At 71.1% G+C, this 16,336-nt stretch carries 16 protein-coding genes; 10 read left to right on the top strand and 6 right to left on the bottom strand.

Translation table 11 applies throughout. The features are described 5' to 3' along the window. Positions 1-182: 182 nt before the first annotated feature. From leuC to ACIOKD_RS19740, 4 genes are all read left to right on the top strand, one after another. Positions 183-1,616: a 3-isopropylmalate dehydratase large subunit gene (leuC, locus tag ACIOKD_RS19755; RefSeq protein ID WP_402085389.1), complete on the top strand. Its 1,434-nt coding sequence runs from the start codon at positions 183-185 to the stop codon at positions 1,614-1,616. Positions 1,617-1,618: 2 nt separating this feature from the next. After that, positions 1,619-2,212: a 3-isopropylmalate dehydratase small subunit gene (gene leuD / locus ACIOKD_RS19750; RefSeq protein ID WP_402085386.1), complete on the top strand. Its 594-nt coding sequence runs from the start codon at positions 1,619-1,621 to the stop codon at positions 2,210-2,212. 278 nt (positions 2,213-2,490) lie between these two features. Continuing rightward, a complete protein-coding gene (locus tag ACIOKD_RS19745; RefSeq protein WP_107021933.1) occupies positions 2,491-2,721 on the top strand; it encodes a hypothetical protein in 231 nt (76 codons plus the stop codon). Positions 2,722-2,859: 138 nt separating this feature from the next. Then, complete coding sequence (locus tag ACIOKD_RS19740) at positions 2,860-3,543, top strand: HU family DNA-binding protein (RefSeq protein WP_402085383.1); 684 nt, start codon at positions 2,860-2,862, stop codon at positions 3,541-3,543. A gap of 89 nt (positions 3,544-3,632) precedes the next feature. On the opposite strand, the gene ACIOKD_RS19735 is transcribed toward ACIOKD_RS19740, so the two are convergent. Together ACIOKD_RS19735 and cofC are read right to left on the bottom strand one after the other, a co-directional pair. Next, positions 3,633-3,854, bottom strand: coding sequence for a hypothetical protein (locus ACIOKD_RS19735; RefSeq protein WP_402085381.1), 222 nt, complete (start codon positions 3,852-3,854; stop codon positions 3,633-3,635). Between the two features lie 138 nt (positions 3,855-3,992). Next, on the bottom strand, positions 3,993-4,625 hold the full coding sequence (gene cofC / locus ACIOKD_RS19730; RefSeq protein WP_402085378.1) for a 2-phospho-L-lactate guanylyltransferase: 633 nt from the start codon (positions 4,623-4,625) through the stop codon (positions 3,993-3,995). 144 nt (positions 4,626-4,769) lie between these two features. Between cofC and ACIOKD_RS19725 the strand changes: the two genes are divergently transcribed. Genes ACIOKD_RS19725 through ACIOKD_RS19715 form a run of 3 tightly spaced genes read left to right on the top strand, consistent with a single transcriptional unit; the run spans position 4,770 to position 7,883 of the window. Further along, positions 4,770-5,651, top strand: coding sequence for a lysophospholipid acyltransferase family protein (locus ACIOKD_RS19725; RefSeq protein ID WP_402085376.1), 882 nt, complete (start codon positions 4,770-4,772; stop codon positions 5,649-5,651). Then, the gene (locus tag ACIOKD_RS19720; protein WP_402085374.1) at positions 5,648-6,667 is read left to right on the top strand and encodes an NAD(P)H-dependent glycerol-3-phosphate dehydrogenase; all 1,020 of its coding nucleotides are present in this window, start codon (positions 5,648-5,650) and stop codon (positions 6,665-6,667) included. The genes ACIOKD_RS19725 and ACIOKD_RS19720 overlap by 4 nt, the downstream gene beginning before the upstream one ends. A 58-nt stretch (positions 6,668-6,725) precedes the next feature. Further along, positions 6,726-7,883: a D-alanine--D-alanine ligase family protein gene (locus ACIOKD_RS19715; RefSeq protein ID WP_402085371.1), complete on the top strand. Its 1,158-nt coding sequence runs from the start codon at positions 6,726-6,728 to the stop codon at positions 7,881-7,883. 144 nt (positions 7,884-8,027) lie between these two features. Here ACIOKD_RS19715 and ACIOKD_RS19710 read toward each other — a convergent pair whose 3' ends face one another. Beyond that, complete coding sequence (locus tag ACIOKD_RS19710) at positions 8,028-8,537, bottom strand: DUF3515 domain-containing protein (protein WP_402085368.1); 510 nt, start codon at positions 8,535-8,537, stop codon at positions 8,028-8,030. Positions 8,538-8,557: 20 nt separating this feature from the next. Continuing rightward, positions 8,558-8,791: an Lrp/AsnC ligand binding domain-containing protein gene (locus ACIOKD_RS19705; RefSeq protein WP_398293054.1), complete on the bottom strand. Its 234-nt coding sequence runs from the start codon at positions 8,789-8,791 to the stop codon at positions 8,558-8,560. Between the two features lie 318 nt (positions 8,792-9,109). On the opposite strand from ACIOKD_RS19705, the gene ACIOKD_RS19700 reads away from it, so the two are divergent. Further along, positions 9,110-10,075: a thiamine-phosphate kinase gene (locus ACIOKD_RS19700; protein ID WP_189775452.1), complete on the top strand. Its 966-nt coding sequence runs from the start codon at positions 9,110-9,112 to the stop codon at positions 10,073-10,075. Next, on the top strand, positions 10,072-10,872 hold the full coding sequence (gene thiD / locus ACIOKD_RS19695; RefSeq protein WP_402085364.1) for a bifunctional hydroxymethylpyrimidine kinase/phosphomethylpyrimidine kinase: 801 nt from the start codon (positions 10,072-10,074) through the stop codon (positions 10,870-10,872). Before ACIOKD_RS19700 ends, thiD begins: the two co-directional genes overlap by 4 nt. A 125-nt stretch (positions 10,873-10,997) precedes the next feature. On the opposite strand, the gene rpmB is transcribed toward thiD, so the two are convergent. Then, the gene (rpmB, locus tag ACIOKD_RS19690; protein WP_107021922.1) at positions 10,998-11,183 is read right to left on the bottom strand and encodes a 50S ribosomal protein L28; all 186 of its coding nucleotides are present in this window, start codon (positions 11,181-11,183) and stop codon (positions 10,998-11,000) included. Between the two features lie 273 nt (positions 11,184-11,456). Between rpmB and ACIOKD_RS19685 the strand changes: the two genes are divergently transcribed. Continuing rightward, positions 11,457-13,205, top strand: coding sequence for a DAK2 domain-containing protein (locus ACIOKD_RS19685; protein WP_402085360.1), 1,749 nt, complete (start codon positions 11,457-11,459; stop codon positions 13,203-13,205). A 101-nt stretch (positions 13,206-13,306) separates the two neighbouring features. Here the strand turns inward: ACIOKD_RS19685 and ACIOKD_RS19680 are convergent, their stop codons facing one another. Then, entirely contained in the window at positions 13,307-16,333 is a 3,027-nt protein-coding gene (locus ACIOKD_RS19680) for a tetratricopeptide repeat protein (protein ID WP_402085708.1), read from the bottom strand. Positions 16,334-16,336: the final 3 nt, after the last annotated feature.

Here is a 16,336-nt window from a genome sequence, read left to right as displayed (position 1 = left end):
CTCGCGTCTCACTCTGTGAAACGCAAGTTCAATTTTCCGTGGAACGCGCCACCCTGATACGTACACGGCCCGTGGACCGACGGGCCTGGCGGAAGACGTCCGGTACGGGGGGTACGGGCGCGGCCGCCCCGGTAAATCTCTAGTTGGGCCGGCGCCCACACAGGCCGGCCGGAGGGAAAGCGATGGGTAGGACACTCGCGGAGAAGGTCTGGGACGACCACGTCGTCCGGCGCGCGGAGGGCGAGCCCGACCTTCTCTTCATCGATCTGCACCTGCTGCACGAGGTGACCAGCCCCCAGGCCTTCGACGGCCTCCGCCAGGCGGGGCGCCCCGTGCGCCGTCTCGACCTCACCATCGCGACCGAGGACCACAACACCCCCACCCTCGACATCGACAAGCCCATCGCGGACCCGGTCTCCCGGGCCCAGCTGGAGACGCTGCGCAAGAACTGCGCCGACTTCGGCGTGCGCCTGCACTCGCTGGGCGACGTCGAGCAGGGTGTCGTGCACGTCGTGGGCCCGCAGCTGGGTCTGACCCAGCCCGGCACCACGGTCGTGTGCGGTGACTCCCACACCTCCACGCACGGCGCGTTCGGCGCGCTGGCGTTCGGCATCGGCACCTCCCAGGTCGAGCACGTGCTGGCCACCCAGACGCTGCCGCTGGCCCGCCCCAAGACCATGGCCATCACGATCGACGGCGAACTGCCCGAGGACGTCACGGCCAAGGACCTGATCCTGGCGATCATCACCAAGATCGGCACGGGCGGCGGCCAGGGCTACATCCTGGAATACCGCGGCTCCGCCATCGAGAAACTCTCGATGGAGGCCCGCATGACCATCTGCAACATGTCGATCGAGGCCGGCGCCCGCGCGGGCATGATCGCCCCCGACGAGACCACCTTCGCGTACATCGAGGGCCGTGCCCACGCCCCCGAGGGCGAGGACTGGGACGCCGCCGTCGCGTACTGGAAGACCCTGAAGACGGACGACGACGCGGAATTCGACGCGGAGGTCGTCATCGACGCCGCCTCCCTCGCGCCGTTCGTCACCTGGGGCACCAACCCCGGCCAGGGAGCACCGCTTTCGGCGGCCGTCCCCGACCCCGCTTCGTACGAAGACGCTTCGGAGCGGCACGCCGCCGAAAAGGCCCTGGAGTACATGGGGTTGACCGCCGGGCAGCCGCTGCGGGACATCAAGGTCGACACCGTCTTCGTAGGCTCGTGCACCAACGGCCGTATCGAGGACCTGCGCGCCGCCGCGGAGATCGTCGGAGGCCGCAAAGTCGCCGACGGCGTACGCATGCTGGTCGTCCCCGGCTCCGCGCGCGTCGGTCTGCAGGCCGTCTCCGAGGGCCTCGACCTGGTCTTCAAGGAGGCCGGCGCCGAATGGCGGCACGCGGGCTGCTCGATGTGTCTGGGCATGAACCCCGACCAGCTGGCCCCCGGTGAGCGCTCCGCGTCCACCTCCAACCGCAACTTCGAGGGAAGGCAGGGCAAGGGCGGCCGTACGCACCTGGTGTCGCCGCAGGTCGCCGCCGCCACGGCCGTACTGGGCCATCTGGCGTCCCCCGCCGACCTGTCCGACGCCGACGCCCGTACGCCCGCTGGAGTCCGATAGCCATGGAAGCATTCACCAAGCACACCGGCCGCGCGGTCCCGCTGCGCCGCAGCAACGTGGACACCGACCAGATCATCCCCGCCCACTGGCTCAAGAAGGTGACCAGGGACGGGTTCGAGGACGGGCTCTTCGAGGCCTGGCGCAAGGACTCGTCCTTCATCCTCAACCAGCCCGAGCGCACGGGCGCCACGGTCCTGGTCGCGGGCTCCGACTTCGGCACCGGCTCCTCGCGCGAGCACGCCGTGTGGGCCCTGCAGAACTACGGCTTCAAGACCGTCATCTCGTCGCGCTTCGCGGACATCTTCCGCGGCAACTCTCTCAAGAACGGCCTGCTCACAGTGGTTCTGGAGCAGAAGATCGTGGACTCGCTCTGGGAGCTCACCGAGAAGGACCCCGAGGCCCGGATCACGGTCGACCTGGAGGCCCGTGAGGTGCGCGCCGAGGGCATCACGGCCGCCTTCGAACTCGACGAGAACGCCCGCTGGCGGCTGCTGAACGGGCTGGACGACATCTCCATCACCCTGCAGAACGAGGCGGACATCTCCACGTACGAGGCCAAGCGGCCCTCGTACAAGCCGCGGACCGTTCAGGTCTGACCGGAGCCGGACCCGCAAGGCTGATTCCAGCCAGGCAACAGGCCTCTGTACCCCCAATCGTGGACGGTTGGGGGTACATCCGTGTCTGCTCCCGGAAGGGGAGTTCCGGCCTCTGTGATTGGCCTCAACTACCCTTGTTTCAAGGGGGCTTGATGGGGTAGCCGAACCCCGGCAGACCCTTGTGTAGACCCTTGTGGAGAGGCGCGTGGGAGGCCCTCGGGAGGCGGTAGTTACCCCCTGCGCAGGCGACAACTCGCCCCAGATGGCACAATCTGTGCATGGAACACGACGGCCAACTCGACCTCTATGCGGCAGTCGCGTCCCAACTCAAGGAAGCGCACACATCGGTGCGCGCACTGCAAGTCCCGGAGGGCGTACGGATGGCGCTGACCCGGAAGCTGCTGGTCATTACGGCCGTGGCCAAACATGATCTCGCCGATGCGACAAGGCGTCTGGAGCGGTTCACGACAGACCTCGACGAGGGCCGAATCCCCGAAGAGGAACGCTGAGGAACTTGGGCAGCGCCCCAGTTCGTTGCGGCACAAGGGTGATTAGCCCGTTTCGTGTTTGATTTGCGGTATATATCTGCCTAACGTGCGAAAAAGCTTGAACACTTTCGTTCTGGCAATGTCTCCGAAGGGGAAGACGTGAACAAGGCGCAGCTCGTAGAAGCGATTGCCGACAAGGTCGGCGGGCGTCAGCAGGCCGCTGACGCGGTCGACGCCGTACTGGACGCCGTGGTGCGTGCGGTTGTCGGCGGGGACCGGGTCTCGGTCACCGGCTTCGGTTCCTTCGAGAAAGTGGACCGTCCGGCCCGTTACGCCCGCAACCCGCAGACCGGGGAGCGGGTTCGGGTCAAGAAGACCTCCGTGCCCCGTTTCCGCGCGGGCCAGGGTTTCAAGGACCTGGTGAGCGGCTCGAAGAAGCTCCCGAAGAACGACGTCGCGGTCAAGAAGGCCCCCAAGGGCAGCCTGAGCGGTGGCGCTTCCGCCACGGTCAAGAAGGCCGCGGCCAAGAAGGCCACCACCGCGAGGAAGGCGACGGGGGCCGCGAAGAAGACCACGGCCGCGGCGACGACCCGGAAGGCGGCCGCGGCGAAGAAGACCTCGCCGGCGACCGCGAAGAAGACCACCGCCACGGCCAAGAAGGCCACCGCCAAGAAGACCTCGGCGACCGCGAAGAAGACGTCGTCGGCGGCCAAGAAGACCACCGCGAAGAAGGCGGCGGCCAAGAAGGCCCCCGCGCAGAAGGCCGCGGCCAAGAAGGCCCCGGCCAAGAAGTCGGCGGCCCGCACGACCACCACCGCCAAGAAGGCCACCGCCCGCAGGTAGACAGGGGCGCAGGGCATAAACGCGCCGGGCCGGGCTCCCACGGGGGAGCCCGGCCCGCGGCGTTCGCGGAGACTTCGGAGGAGTTCGCCTCAGAAGGTCTGCAGGGTCACCAGCGTGATGCGGCGGTCGTCCTTCCCGCCCTCGCTCCCGGCCCCGCCCTCGACCTCGATCCTTACGCGCTGGCCCGGACGGAGCAGTCTGAGGCCGCCCTTGTCGAATGCCGGCGCGTCGAAGGGGACGGGGGTGCCGTCGTCCAGCAGCACTTGGCCGGAGCGGGTTTCGGGGTCGTATGTGTACGCGGTCGCCTGCATGGCAGAAGGGTATGCGGTTCCCCCGGCGGGGGAGGGGTCTGGGGTTGGCGGGTACGTGCGGGCCGGTGGGGGCTTGCCGCGCCCCCGCGCCGGAGCCGCGTATGTCACAGCCCGCGCCCCTTCGGGCCCGCCCAGTGCTCAGGCCGCTTTGAGGCGTTGGGCGGCCACTGCCGTGCGCGGGCCCGCGCCCAGTGCCAATGCCGCTCGCAGGTCCGCGCCCGTATCCACGTCCTGGCGTACGGAATCCACCGCGGTCAGGAGGAGTTCCGTGGCGCCCGAGGCGCGATGGCGCGCGCGGGAATCCGTTCCGAAAGCGGGAAGCAATTCGTGGCCCGGGGATGCGGCCAGGAGAGTGGTGCCGATTCCGGCGGCATCCGTGAGGAAAGCGCGGGGGAATTCGGCGGCGGCGGTGAGGACCCGGGCCAATTCGAGAGGGCGCAGAGCGGGCAGATCCGCGTTCAGGGCGGCCAGCGGAGTGTGCGGGTGTGTGGTGCGAACGGCTGTCGCCGCGTGCCGCAGAGCGGCGTTCAGGCCGCCCCCGGGCTCGTCCGGGACGATTCGGGCACCCAGGGCGGCCAGCTCGCGCCCGGCCAGGGCGTCGCCCGTGACTACGGCCACACCCGCGACTTCAGGGCAGGCCAGCGCCGCGGCCACCGTGTCCTGCGCGAAGGCGAGGGCGAGCCCGGGGCGCAGGCCGTCGGCCGCGGTGTCCGAGAGCCTGCTCTTCGCCCGCGCAAGGGCTTTGAGGGGTACGACCATGATCCATTGCACGAGCGCTTCGTCCCTCCCTTGTCCCGCACATTGTCCCCCGGACACCGGAGAGGGTCCGAGGCCGGGGCGTACGGTGTTCTCGACAGACCGGCGGCCCGGGGTGACACTTGTGCGGCCCCGAGGCCCAAGATGGAAGGTGTTCGCGTGTCCCGCCGCAGAATCGGCTTCTGGTACCGCTTCTCAGCGGTCCTCGTCAAACCGCCACTGGTGGTTCTGATCAAGCGGGACTGGCGCGGAATGGAGAACATCCCTGCCGATGGCGGATTCATCACCGCGGTGAACCACAATTCGCACGCCGATCCGTTCGCGTACGGGCACTTTCAGTACAACACCGGCCGGGTTCCGCGTTTCCTTGCCAAGAGCGGGCTATTCAAGAGCGGATTCGTGGGGGCGGCCATGCGGGGTACCGGGCAGATCCCGGTGTACCGCGAGAGTTCCGACGCGCTCAGCGCCTACCGGGCCGCGATCGACGCCGTGGAGCGCGGGGAGTGCGTCGCCTTCTATCCCGAGGCCACCCTCACCCGTGACCCCGGTCTGTGGCCGATGACCGGCAAGACGGGCGCCGCGCGGGTCGCGCTGCAGACCAGGTGCCCGGTGATCCCGGTGGCCCAGTGGGGCGCCAACCACCTGCTGGCCCCGTACGCGAAGAAGCCCGCTCTCCTGCCGCGCAAGACGCATCATGTGCTGGCGGGCCCGCCGGTGGACCTCTCGCCGTTCTACGACAAGGAGATGACCCCCGGCCTCCTGAAGGAGGCGACCGAGGTCATCATGGCCGCCATCACCGCGCAGCTTGAGCTGATCCGCGGCGAGAAGGCGCCGGCCACGCGGTACGACCCGCGCATCGCGCGTATCGAGCAGCGGCGCAGGACACGGGAACAGGACGAGCAGGAAGCGCACGACGAGGACAACAAGCACAACGAGCTGAACGCGCGCCGCGCGTCGGCCGCGCAGGAGAAGACCGTGCGGGAAGCGGGCGCGCGGGACACGACCGAGACAGAGCACGAAAAAAAGGGGCACGGCAAGTGACGACATCCGGCAGGCCCGTCAAGGCGACCGTCTTCGGGACCGGATCGTGGGGCACCGCCTTCGGCATGGTGCTCGCCGACGCCGGGTGCGACGTGACGCTGTGGGGACGGCGGACCGAGATCGCCGAAGCGGTCAACTCCACCCGCACCAACCCCGACTACCTGCCGGGCATCGAACTCCCGGAGAACCTGCGGGCCACCACGGACGCCGCCGAAGCCGCGCACGACGCCGACTTCACGGTGCTTGTCGTGCCCTCGCAGACACTGCGCGAGAACCTCGCGGAATGGGCGCCGCTGCTCGCGCCCGGCACGGTGCTCGTCTCCCTCATGAAGGGTGTCGAACTCGGCTCCGCGATGCGGATGAGCGAGGTGATCGAGGACGTCGCGAAGGTCGGTGCCGACCGGATCGCCGTGGTCACCGGGCCCAACCTGGCCCGTGAGGTCGCCGCCCGGATGCCGGCCGCCGCCGTGGTCGCGTGCAGCGACGAAGGGGTGGCCCAGCGGCTCCAGGCCGCCTGCCACACGCCGTACTTCCGGCCCTACACCAACACCGACGTGGTGGGCTGCGAGCTCGGCGGCGCGGTCAAGAACGTCATCGGCCTCGCCGTCGGCATCGCGGACGGCATGGGCCTGGGCGACAACGCCAAGGGGTCCCTCATCACACGGGGGTTGGCGGAGACGACCCGCCTCGGGCTCAGGATGGGTGCCGACCCGCTGACGTTCTCCGGACTCGCGGGCCTGGGCGACCTCGTGGCGACCTGCTCCTCGCCCCTCTCCCGCAACCACACCTTCGGCACGAACCTCGGCCGGGGCATGACCCTCCAGGAGACCATCGCGGTCACCAGACAGACCGCCGAGGGCGTCAAGTCCTGTGAGTCCGTACTGGACTTGGCGCGCCGGCACGGAGTCGACATGCCCATCACGGAGACCGTCGTCGAGATCGTCCACGAGGGCAAGCCGCCGGTCGTCGCCGTCAAGGAACTGATGTCACGCAGCGCCAAGCCGGAACGGCACTGAGCGACCCCGCCACCGGCCGCTGACTCAGGGCCCTGCCACCGGGTACTCTCAACCCGATATGAGCACCGAGAACCTTCCCCAGAGCCCTGAGCAGCCGCCTCGCAAGCCGCGCGTGGCCGTCGTCTTCGGCGGGCGCAGTTCCGAGCACGGGATCTCCATGGTCACCGCCGGAGCCGTCCTGCGGGCCGTCGACCGGACCAAGTACGACGTCCTGCCGATCGGAATCACCAGGGAAGGCCGCTGGGTGCTCACGGCCGACGACCCGGAGCGCATGACGATCAGCGAGCGTCGTACGCCCGACGTCGAGGAACTCGCCGAGTCGAGCGAGGGCGGCGTCATCCTGCCCGTCGACCCCGCGAACCGCGAAGTGGTCTACAGCGAGCCGGGTTCGGTGCCCAAGGCGCTCGGCGAGGTCGACGTCGTCTTCCCGATGCTGCACGGCCCGTACGGCGAGGACGGCACCCTGCAGGGTCTGCTGGAGCTCTCCGGTGTCCCGTACGTCGGCTCGGGCGTGCTCGCCTCGGCCGTCGGCCAGGACAAGGAGTACATGAAGCGGGTGTTCACCTCCTTCGGGCTGCCGGTCGGCCCGTACGTGGTGATCCGTCCCCGTGAGTGGGAGCAGGACGAGTCGGCGGCCCGCAAGAAGATCATCGACTTCGCGGGGGAGCACGGCTGGCCGCTCTTCGTGAAGCCCGCGCGCGCGGGCTCGTCGATCGGCATCACCAAGGTCGAGGACCTGTCCGGCCTGGACGAGGCGATCGCGGCGGCCCGGCACCACGACCCGAAGATCCTGGTCGAGGCGCTGCTGCGCGGTCGCGAGATCGAGTGCGGTGTCCTGGAGTTCGAGGACGGGCCCCGGGCCTCCGTACCGGCCGAGATCCCGCCGGTGCAGTCGCACGCGTACTACGACTTCGAGGCGAAGTACATCGACTCGACCCCCGGCATCGTGCCGGCCCCGCTGACTCCCGAGCAGACCACCGAGATCCGGCGCCTGGCCGTCGAGGCCTTCGAGGCCGCTTCCTGCGAGGGGCTGGTCCGCGCGGACTTCTTCCTCACCGAGGACGGCCAGTTCGTGATCAACGAGATCAACACGATGCCCGGCTTCACGCCGATCTCCATGTACCCCAAGATGTGGGAAGCGACGGGAGTCCCGTACCCGGAACTGGTGGACCGCCTGATCCAGGCGGCCCTGCGCAGGCCGACGGGCTTGCGGTAGGGAGTGCCCCGTAGGGGCGCGGGCTCCCGCTTTCGGGCGGGGCCGAGCCTCGGGTTTCAGGGGCGCGGGGAACTGCGCAACACCAGCCACGACGCACCCGCACCCGCACCCGACCATGTCCCGACCACGCTCAGCCCGCCGCCATCAGTCCGCGATCCCCAAAGGGATCGTCTTCTTGATTGCCCCGGCCAGATCGACAAGCACAGAGGACGTATCCCGCCCGGAGTCCACCGTCACCTCGACATACACGCTCCGCTGAGCGGAGGTGAAGCGGGTCGCCCCGCCGTCCCGTTCCTCCATCAGCCACCCCACCCCGTTCACGCCACCCCCGATCGCATCGGGATCACTCCCGTCGGCCACCTTGGGGTCGACCATCTTCGCGGGCCGCGACACCCCGCAGCGCAGTATGATCGCCGGGCTTCCCCAGCCCGCGGTCAGCGCTGACCGGGGCTCGGGATCCTCCCGATCGAGGCCGTCCACCTTCCGTGGCAACGACTTGTCCAGGTTCTGGCACAGCTTGGCGGCCTTCGCCCCCGGACTGGGAACCGGCGCCGGGGCGTTGTCGTCTGCTGAGGAGCAGCCCGTGGCAGCGATCAGCAGTACGAGGGCGGGCAGCCCGACCAAAGAAGCACGCCGGTGACGGAAGAAGTCCACCGGCCCAGCGTAGACGGGGGCTACAGGTGCACGACCGGGCAGGTCAGGGTACGGGTGATGCCGTCCACTTGCTGGACTTTCGCGACCACCATGCGGCCGAGCGCGTCCACTGTGTCGGCTTGGGCCCGCACGATCACGTCGTACGGCCCGGTCACGTCCTCGGCCTGAATCACCCCCGAAATCTTGCTGATCGTTTCGGCGACGGTCGACGCTTTGCCGACCTCCGTCTGGATCAGGATGTACGCCTGTACCACGGAACCTCCAGGGCGGCCACGAGGATCATGTGGGGAAAAGGAACGCCACGGTATCGCGTCGCCGCACGCCACGGGGAGACCCGCGGGGGCGGGGGCTTGCGCGCCAGGGTGCACGGACCGCACAGGTTGACGGTTGACTCGACGGTACCGAGGTACGGGAAGGCCCGCGACCGGACGCACGCGGGACGCGACCGGACGCACGCGGGAACAGTCGCAGTCACAGATGTAGTCACAGACGCAGTCATGACGCAGTCACGCAAAAACAGAAGCAGACAGGGCGACTCGCCTCATGGGCACGAAGGGAACAGGTGAGACTCGGTGAAGGGAACCGTGGGCGAGTTGGGGGAGTTCGGGCTCATCAAGGAGCTCACCTCCCGGCTCACCACCACCCCGGCGGTACGCGTCGGGCCGGGTGACGACGCGGCCGTGGTGGCCGCTCCGGACCGCAGGGTCGTGGCGAGCACCGACATCCTCCTGGAGGGGCGGCACTTCCGGCGTGACTGGTCCACGGCGTACGACGTCGGGCGCAAGGCAGCCGCGCAGAACCTCGCGGACATCGCCGCCATGGGCGCCGTGCCGACCGCGCTGCTGCTCGGCCTGGTCGTCCCGGCCGAACTGCCCGCCACCTGGCCTTCCGAGCTGATGGACGGCCTGCGCGACGAGTGTCAGGTCGCGGGCGCGGCGGTGGTCGGCGGAGACGTCGTACGCGGCGACACGATCACCGTGGCGATCACCGCGCTCGGTGATCTGCGCAACCACGAGCCGGTGACCCGGGGCGGGGCCCGGCCCGGCGACGTGGTGGCCGTGACGGGCTGGCTGGGCTGGTCCGCGGCCGGGCACGCCGTGCTCTCCCGCGGTTTCCGCTCGCCGCGCGCCTTCGTCGAGGCGCACCGGCGCCCGGAGCCGCCGTACCACGCGGGTCCCGCGGCGGCCGGGCTCGGCGCGACCTCCATGACGGACGTCAGCGACGGGCTGATCGCCGACCTCGGGCACATCGCCGAGGCCAGCAAGGTACGCATCGACATCCGCTCCGGTGCCGTCGACATCCCCACGCAGATGAACGACATCGGGCAGGCCGTCGGCGTCGACCCGATCCAGTGGGTGCTCACCGGCGGTGAGGACCACGCGATCGTCGCCACCTTCCCGGCGGACGTGAAACTGCCCGCCCGCTGGAAGGTGATCGGTGAGGTCCTCAATCCGTCGGCGCTGCCCCAGGTGACGGTCGACGGGGCGCCCTGGACCAGCAAGGGCGGCTGGGACCACTTCGGGGACATCGAGTCATGAGCGCCCCGCCGCGTGTGCTGACGGTCGCGGGTTCCGACTCCGGTGGCGGGGCCGGCATCCAGGCCGACCTGAAGACCATGCTCGCGCTCGGCGTGCACGGCATGAGCGTGCTCACCGCCGTCACCGCGCAGAACTCCCTCGGCGTACAGGGCGCCTGGGAGCTGCCGGTGGAGGCGGTGCGCGCCCAGTACCGCAGCGTGGTCGACGACATCGGCGTACAGGCGGTCAAGACCGGCATGCTCTCCTCCGCCGAACTCGTCGAGACCGTCGCCGAGTTGATCGGCGGCACCGGCGCGCCTGCCGTGGTCGACCCGGTCGGCGTCTCCAAGCACGGCGACTCCCTGCTGGCGTCGTCCGCGCTGGACTCCGTACGGACGAAACTGCTCCCGGTGGCCACGGTGGCGACACCGAACCTCGACGAGGTGGCCCAGCTCACGGGTGTGACGGTCGAGTCGGAGGACGGGATGCGGCGGGCGGCGGAGGCCGTGCTGTCGTACGGGCCCGCCTGGGCGCTGATCAAGGGCGGCCACCTGAGCGGGGACGCGGTGGACTTCCTCACCGACGGCTCCGACGAGCTCTGGCTGCGCGCGCCCCGGTTCGACAACCGGCACACCCACGGCACGGGATGCACGCTCGCGAGCGCGATCGCCTCCGAGCTGGCGAAGGGGCGGTCGGTACCGGACGCGGTCGTGGCGGCGAAGGAATACGTCACCGGGGCGATCGCGGCCGGATTCGCGCTCGGGGCCGGAATCGGCCCGGTACATCACGGCTGGCGGTTCACCTCAGTGACCGAGTAGCCGAGCAGCCCGGGAAACCCAAGCAGTCCGGGAACAGCAGAAACGGGAACAGCAGAAAGCCGGTCCTCCGTGAGGGGGACCGGCTTCGAGCGGTGGACCAGCAGTGGCTGCGCGCTGTGCAGATGTCAGCGCGAGACCTTGCCGGCCTTGATGCACGAGGTGCAAGCGTTGACGCGCTTCGGCGTCCCGCTGACCACGGTACGGACGCGCTGGATGTTCGGGTTCCAGCGACGGGACGTACGGCGGTGCGAGTGCGAGATGCTGTTGCCGAAGCTCGGCCCCTTGCCACAGACGTCGCAGTTGGCAGCCACGGGTCACTCCAAAGACTTCAGATGCTCTTACGGTGGATCCCGGCATGCCGAGATCAGGTCGTAGGATCTGAGTGGCGCTGCCAGGGGGAAGGCCCGATGAGATCGGGCAACCGGAGCAGCATACAACGACTGCGTCCGTACAACGAAACTACCATGTTCCGCGCGGGGTCCGTCCCGGCCCTCTTCCGGCCGGCACCCCACCTGGGTCTACGCTGCGTCGGACGTTCGGCCGCTCGGTCCGGCCGCTCCGACCGGCTGCTCAAGGAGGCGCAGGTGCCGCAGGTGCCGCAGACACTGGACGCATCCGCGGTACGCGCCTGGTGCGGACTCGCGCTGGAGGCCCTCGGCCGTGCACGCGAGGAGATCGACGCGATCAATGTCTATCCCGTCGCCGACGGGGACACCGGCACCAACCTCTATCTGACCGTCGAGTCGGCGGCGGCGGCGGTCGAGGCGGTCTTCGCGGCGCACGCGGCGATGTCCGTCGTCGCCACCCCGCCCGACGGGTCGGTGTCCGACGGTCCGGTGCCCGACGGCCCGCGGATCGAGCCGCCCACACTCGCCGACGCGGTACGGGCCATGGCGCACGGCGCGCTCATCGGGGCGCGGGGCAACTCGGGCACGATCCTCGCGCAGCTCCTGCGGGGCATGGCCCAGGTACTCGCCGCGGGCACGGGTACCGAGCGGACCGGCGGCCCGGCCCTGCGGCTCGCCCTGCGGCACGCGGCCGACGCGGCCAGGCAGGCCGTCGCGCACCCGGTCGAGGGCACGGTCCTCACGGTCGCCTCGGCCGCCGCCGACGCGGCCTCGGGCGCCGAGGGGGACTGCGCGGTGGTCGCGCGGGCCGCGTACGAGGGCGCGCGGGCGGCGCTCGCGGCCACTCCCGGACAGCTGGCCGTCCTGGAACGGGCCGGGGTCGTCGACGCGGGCGGACGGGGACTGGTGGCCGTGCTGGGGGCGCTGGTGGAGACGTTCACCGGAGTGGTCCCGGCCGTGGGAGCGGTCCCGCTACTCGCGTCCCACGCGCGCGTGGAGGTCGAGGCGGGGGAGTGTGCTGACGGCGGTCCCGGTCCCGCACCCGTCGGGGACGAGAGCGGCCCGGCCTTCGAGGTGATCTACCTCCTGGAGGCGGGCGACACGGCCGTGGCGCGGCTGCGCGACCGGCTCGACGCGCTGGGGGACTCGCTCGTCGTGGTCGGCGGGGACGGGCTGTGGAACGTGCATGTGCACGTCGACGACGCGGGCGCGGCCGTGGAGGCCGGCGTCGAGGCCGGCCGGCCGTACCGGATCCGGATCACGCACTTCGGGCCTGCCGACGCGCACACCACGGGCTCGACGGTCCGACCGGTCCGGGAGAGGGCACAGCGCGCGGTCGTGGCCGTCGTCCCCGGGGAGGGCCTCGCGCGGCTCTACGCGGAGGCGGGGGCCACCACCGTCCTCGCGCGCCCCGGGGAGCCGCCGGCGAGCGGAGAACTCGTGGACGCGGTACGACGGGCCCACGCCCTGGAGGTCGTCCTGCTGCCGAACGGCGCCGAGCTGCGCCACACGGCCGCCGCGGCGGCCGAGCAGGCCCGCACCGAGGGCGTACGGGTCGCGCTGATCCCCACGCGCTCGGCGGTGCAGGGGATCGCCGCGCTCGCCGTGCACGAGCCCGAGCGGCGCTTCGACGAGGACGTGGTCGCCATGACCTCGGCGGCGGGCGCGACCCGGTACGCCGAGGTGGAGGTCGCGGAACGGCAGTCATGGACGATGGCCGGCATCTGCCAGGCCGGCGACGTCCTCGGCCTCATCGACGGCGACGTGGCCGTGATCGGCTCCGACGTCACGGCCATCGCCGAGTCGGTCCTCGACCGGATGCTCTCGGCGGGCGGCGAGATGGTCACCCTGGTCCTGGGCGACGAGGCCCCCGACACGATCGCCGACCACCTCGAATCCCGGGTCCGCGAGTCCTACCTGGCGGTGGACACGGTGGTGTACCGGGGCGGCCACCAGGGAGCACTGTTGTTGATCGGCGTGGAGTAGGCGTCGCCGCCCCCAGAGAGGCGTTCACACAGGCGCGCCCCGTAAGGGGTGCGGAGAACGACGCGACCGGCCACAGCGCACCCGCACCCGGCACCCCACCCTCAGCCCCCTCCCGCCGCCCGCAGCAACCGCTCCGCCTCAGCCAGCCGAGCAGCCACGATCTCATCGGCATCGGCATCGGCGTGGGCGTGGGCGTGGGTATCGGCGTCGGCATACGCGGAGAGCACATCCCGGGCCCGCCCCGCCGCCCACCCCGGACGGTCGAGGTCGGCCTCGATCCACCCGGCGGCGAGCTGCGCCCCCGTCCGGTCATGGAGCGCGTCATCACCGAGCGAAAGGAACCCCGACACAGCCAGCGTGAAGCGGCCCAGTGCCTCCTCGAACAGGGAACGAATCGCGTCGTCCGCGGCATCCTCGGGCACGGACCGGGCGAGCAGGTCACCGAACTGCCGATGCGTATGGGCGAGTTCGGCGACGAGTGACTCGCGAGCAGCCTCCCCGCCCTCGGACAGACCCGCCTCGCACGCGGCGACCGCCCGCCCCATCAACTCCCGCGCCTCATCGACCCCCGCACCCTTCGGCGCCTCGGCATCCCCGGCGTCCCGCCCGCGCACAGCGAGCCACGCGCGGGCCCGCAACGACCGGACCAGCCCGTGCACGTTCCCGAGGGTCAGCCACAGCTCACCGGCGCGCTCATAGGCCTGCTCCGCCTCGGGGAGCAGGCCCGCGTGCCCGAGCGCCTCCGCGGCGAGGTGCGCGAGCGTCGCGTGGTCCTGCTGCTCCGGCCACCGCCGGGCGATGTCGGCCGCCCGGAGCCAGTGCTCGGCGGCCTCGCGGTGCTCGCCGAGCTCGGTGAGACAGTCGCCGAGCCACCACCGGGTCTGCACGATCGCCCCGTCGCCGTGCGTGTCCGCGCTCAGTTCCGCCAGCGCCGACTCCAGGACCTCCGCGGCCTCCGCCCACCGCTCCCGGCGCAGCAGGAAGCCGCCCAGCTGATGCCGCGCCCAGGCGCCCAGCGTGGCACTCTCGCCGCCCACGTCGGCCCAGTGCGACGCCTCCAGGGCGTGGTCCGCCGCAGGCCCGAACCGCCCCGTGGCGCCGAGTATCTCGGCCAGCTGGAGATGCAGCTGGGCATGCCCGGTCGCCTCCATGAAGGGCGCCCCGTGCTCCAGCGCCCCCCTGGCCGCCCGCTCGGCCGCCTCGGCGTCGCCCAGCTGACGCGCGAGCCCGGTCAGCCGGGCCTCGTACTCCACCGCGAACCACGGCACCCCGGCCGCGACGAACGCCTCCGAGGCCTCCGTGAGCAGCTCAGCGGCCTTCTCCGCGTCCCCGGAGAGCGCCGCGAGCTCGCCGAGCATCGCCTGTGCCTCCGCGGCCCGTGAGGCGACCAGGAGATCGTCCCCGGCACCCGGCCCGGCGAGGGCCAGCAACTCCCGGGCGGCATTCCTGGCGTCGGCCGAAGCCTTCGATCCGCTCCCCGAGCCACCGTTCAGCCCGTTCGTCCCCGCCGCCTCGTGCGCCCGCAGCAGCAGAATCCGGGCCCGCCCGACCAGCACGGAAGCGGCCTGCGGGAGCCCGGTCGAAGTCTCCGCGAACAGTGCGAGCACCAGCTCGTACGGCTCCGAGACCGCGGCCAGCGCCTCCTCGCTCCGGCCGGACAGGGCCAGCGCGTACGCTCCACGCGCGCGTGCCGCGAGTGCCTCGCCCGGGTCGCCCGCGTCCTCGTGCAACTCGGCCGCGCGGGCGAACAGTTCCACGCCCTCCGGGCCGAGGCCCATCGCCTCGTGGTCGGTCATCTCCGCACGGTCGCGCGGAGTCAGCTCCTGGTCCCTGACGTCCCTGACGTCCCCGACGGCCTCGGCGACCGCCGCCCAGGCCGCGACGGACTCCGGATGCAGCGACGCGGAGAGCCGCCGGGCCTCGGCGAGCAGCGCGGGCAGATCCGGCCCCGTGCCGGCAGCGGCCGCCGGTGAGGGCCGCACGGGAGCGGTGGTGGCGCCGGCGATGCCGGTCCGCGCCGCCCGTACTCCCAGCGGCAGGCGCTCCATCAGCGGCTGCCGGTCCATGCGCCGGCGGACACGCTCGCTCACCCGTGTCGTGCCGTTGCGCGCGTCGAAGCGCCCGGCCAGGGAAAGGGCCTCCACGCGCGCGTGGGCGGCGAGTTCGCCCGCCGTCCAGGTGCGCCCCGCCGGACCCGGCACGGTCCGGGTGCCGAGCCCCAGCGAGGTCAGCCGGTCCGCCAGCAGGGCGACCACGGCCAAAAAGTCCATGCGGCTGCGTGGCTCCCCGCTGTCCGTGAAGTACGAGGGCCGCTCCGCGAGCAGCTCCAGGGCACGTGCCTCGTTGCCGCTCAGCACGCAGAACTCCACGTGGTCCGCGTACGCGCCGCGCATGCTCTCCATAGGGCGCACCAGCCGGAGACCGCGCAGGTGGTGGGCGCGTGCCTCGTCCGTGCGGCCCAGGCGCAGCAGGGGCAGCAGCGAGGACGCGAGGACGGCGTGCGGTTCGTGGGCGCAGGTGTACTCGCCCTCCAGGACAGGCCGCCACAGTTCAAGCGCCTCGGCGTCCGCGCCCCGCTCCGCCCGCCAGCCGCCCTGGTCGTGCAGTTCACAGGCGTGGCAGTCGGCCATCCGGTCCCGGTCCGCGGCGAGCCACGCCGCGTAGGCGCGCTCGGCCCGCGCAAGATCCCCGACCTCCCGGGCCACGGTGAACTCGGCGGCGCGAACGGCCCGTTCGGAGTGCCCGGCGAGCCGGTAGCGGTGCTCCATCTCGCCGAGCCACTTCTCTATGGAGGCGAGCGGTATGTGGGGCTGGCCGAGCATCCCCGAGGACACCCACTTGAAGACCCAGTGCAGGGAGTGGATCTCGTACTCGTCGAAGTCCTCGGGCCGTTCGTCCCACATGCGCAGCAGGCGCGCGAAGGGGACGAACATCCGGTCCTTCTCGGAGCTGTGGTTGTAGACCTTCAGCTGGTGGCCGAGCGCCTCGACCACGGCGAGCGGGATGTTCAGCTTCTCGGCCTCGGTGAGCAGCAGCTCCGCGCGCGCGTTGCGGGCGGGGCCCTCCGGCTGCTCGTAGTTCTCCTGCATCGCCCGGCGCAGCGACTCGAAGTCCATGTCCTCGTCCATGGG

This window comes from Streptomyces sp. NPDC087844 (assembly GCF_044742785.1).
Lineage (GTDB): Bacteria > Actinomycetota > Actinomycetes > Streptomycetales > Streptomycetaceae > Streptomyces.
The sequence above is the reverse complement of the archived record's forward strand: the minus strand, read 5'-3'. Positions and strand labels throughout refer to the sequence as shown.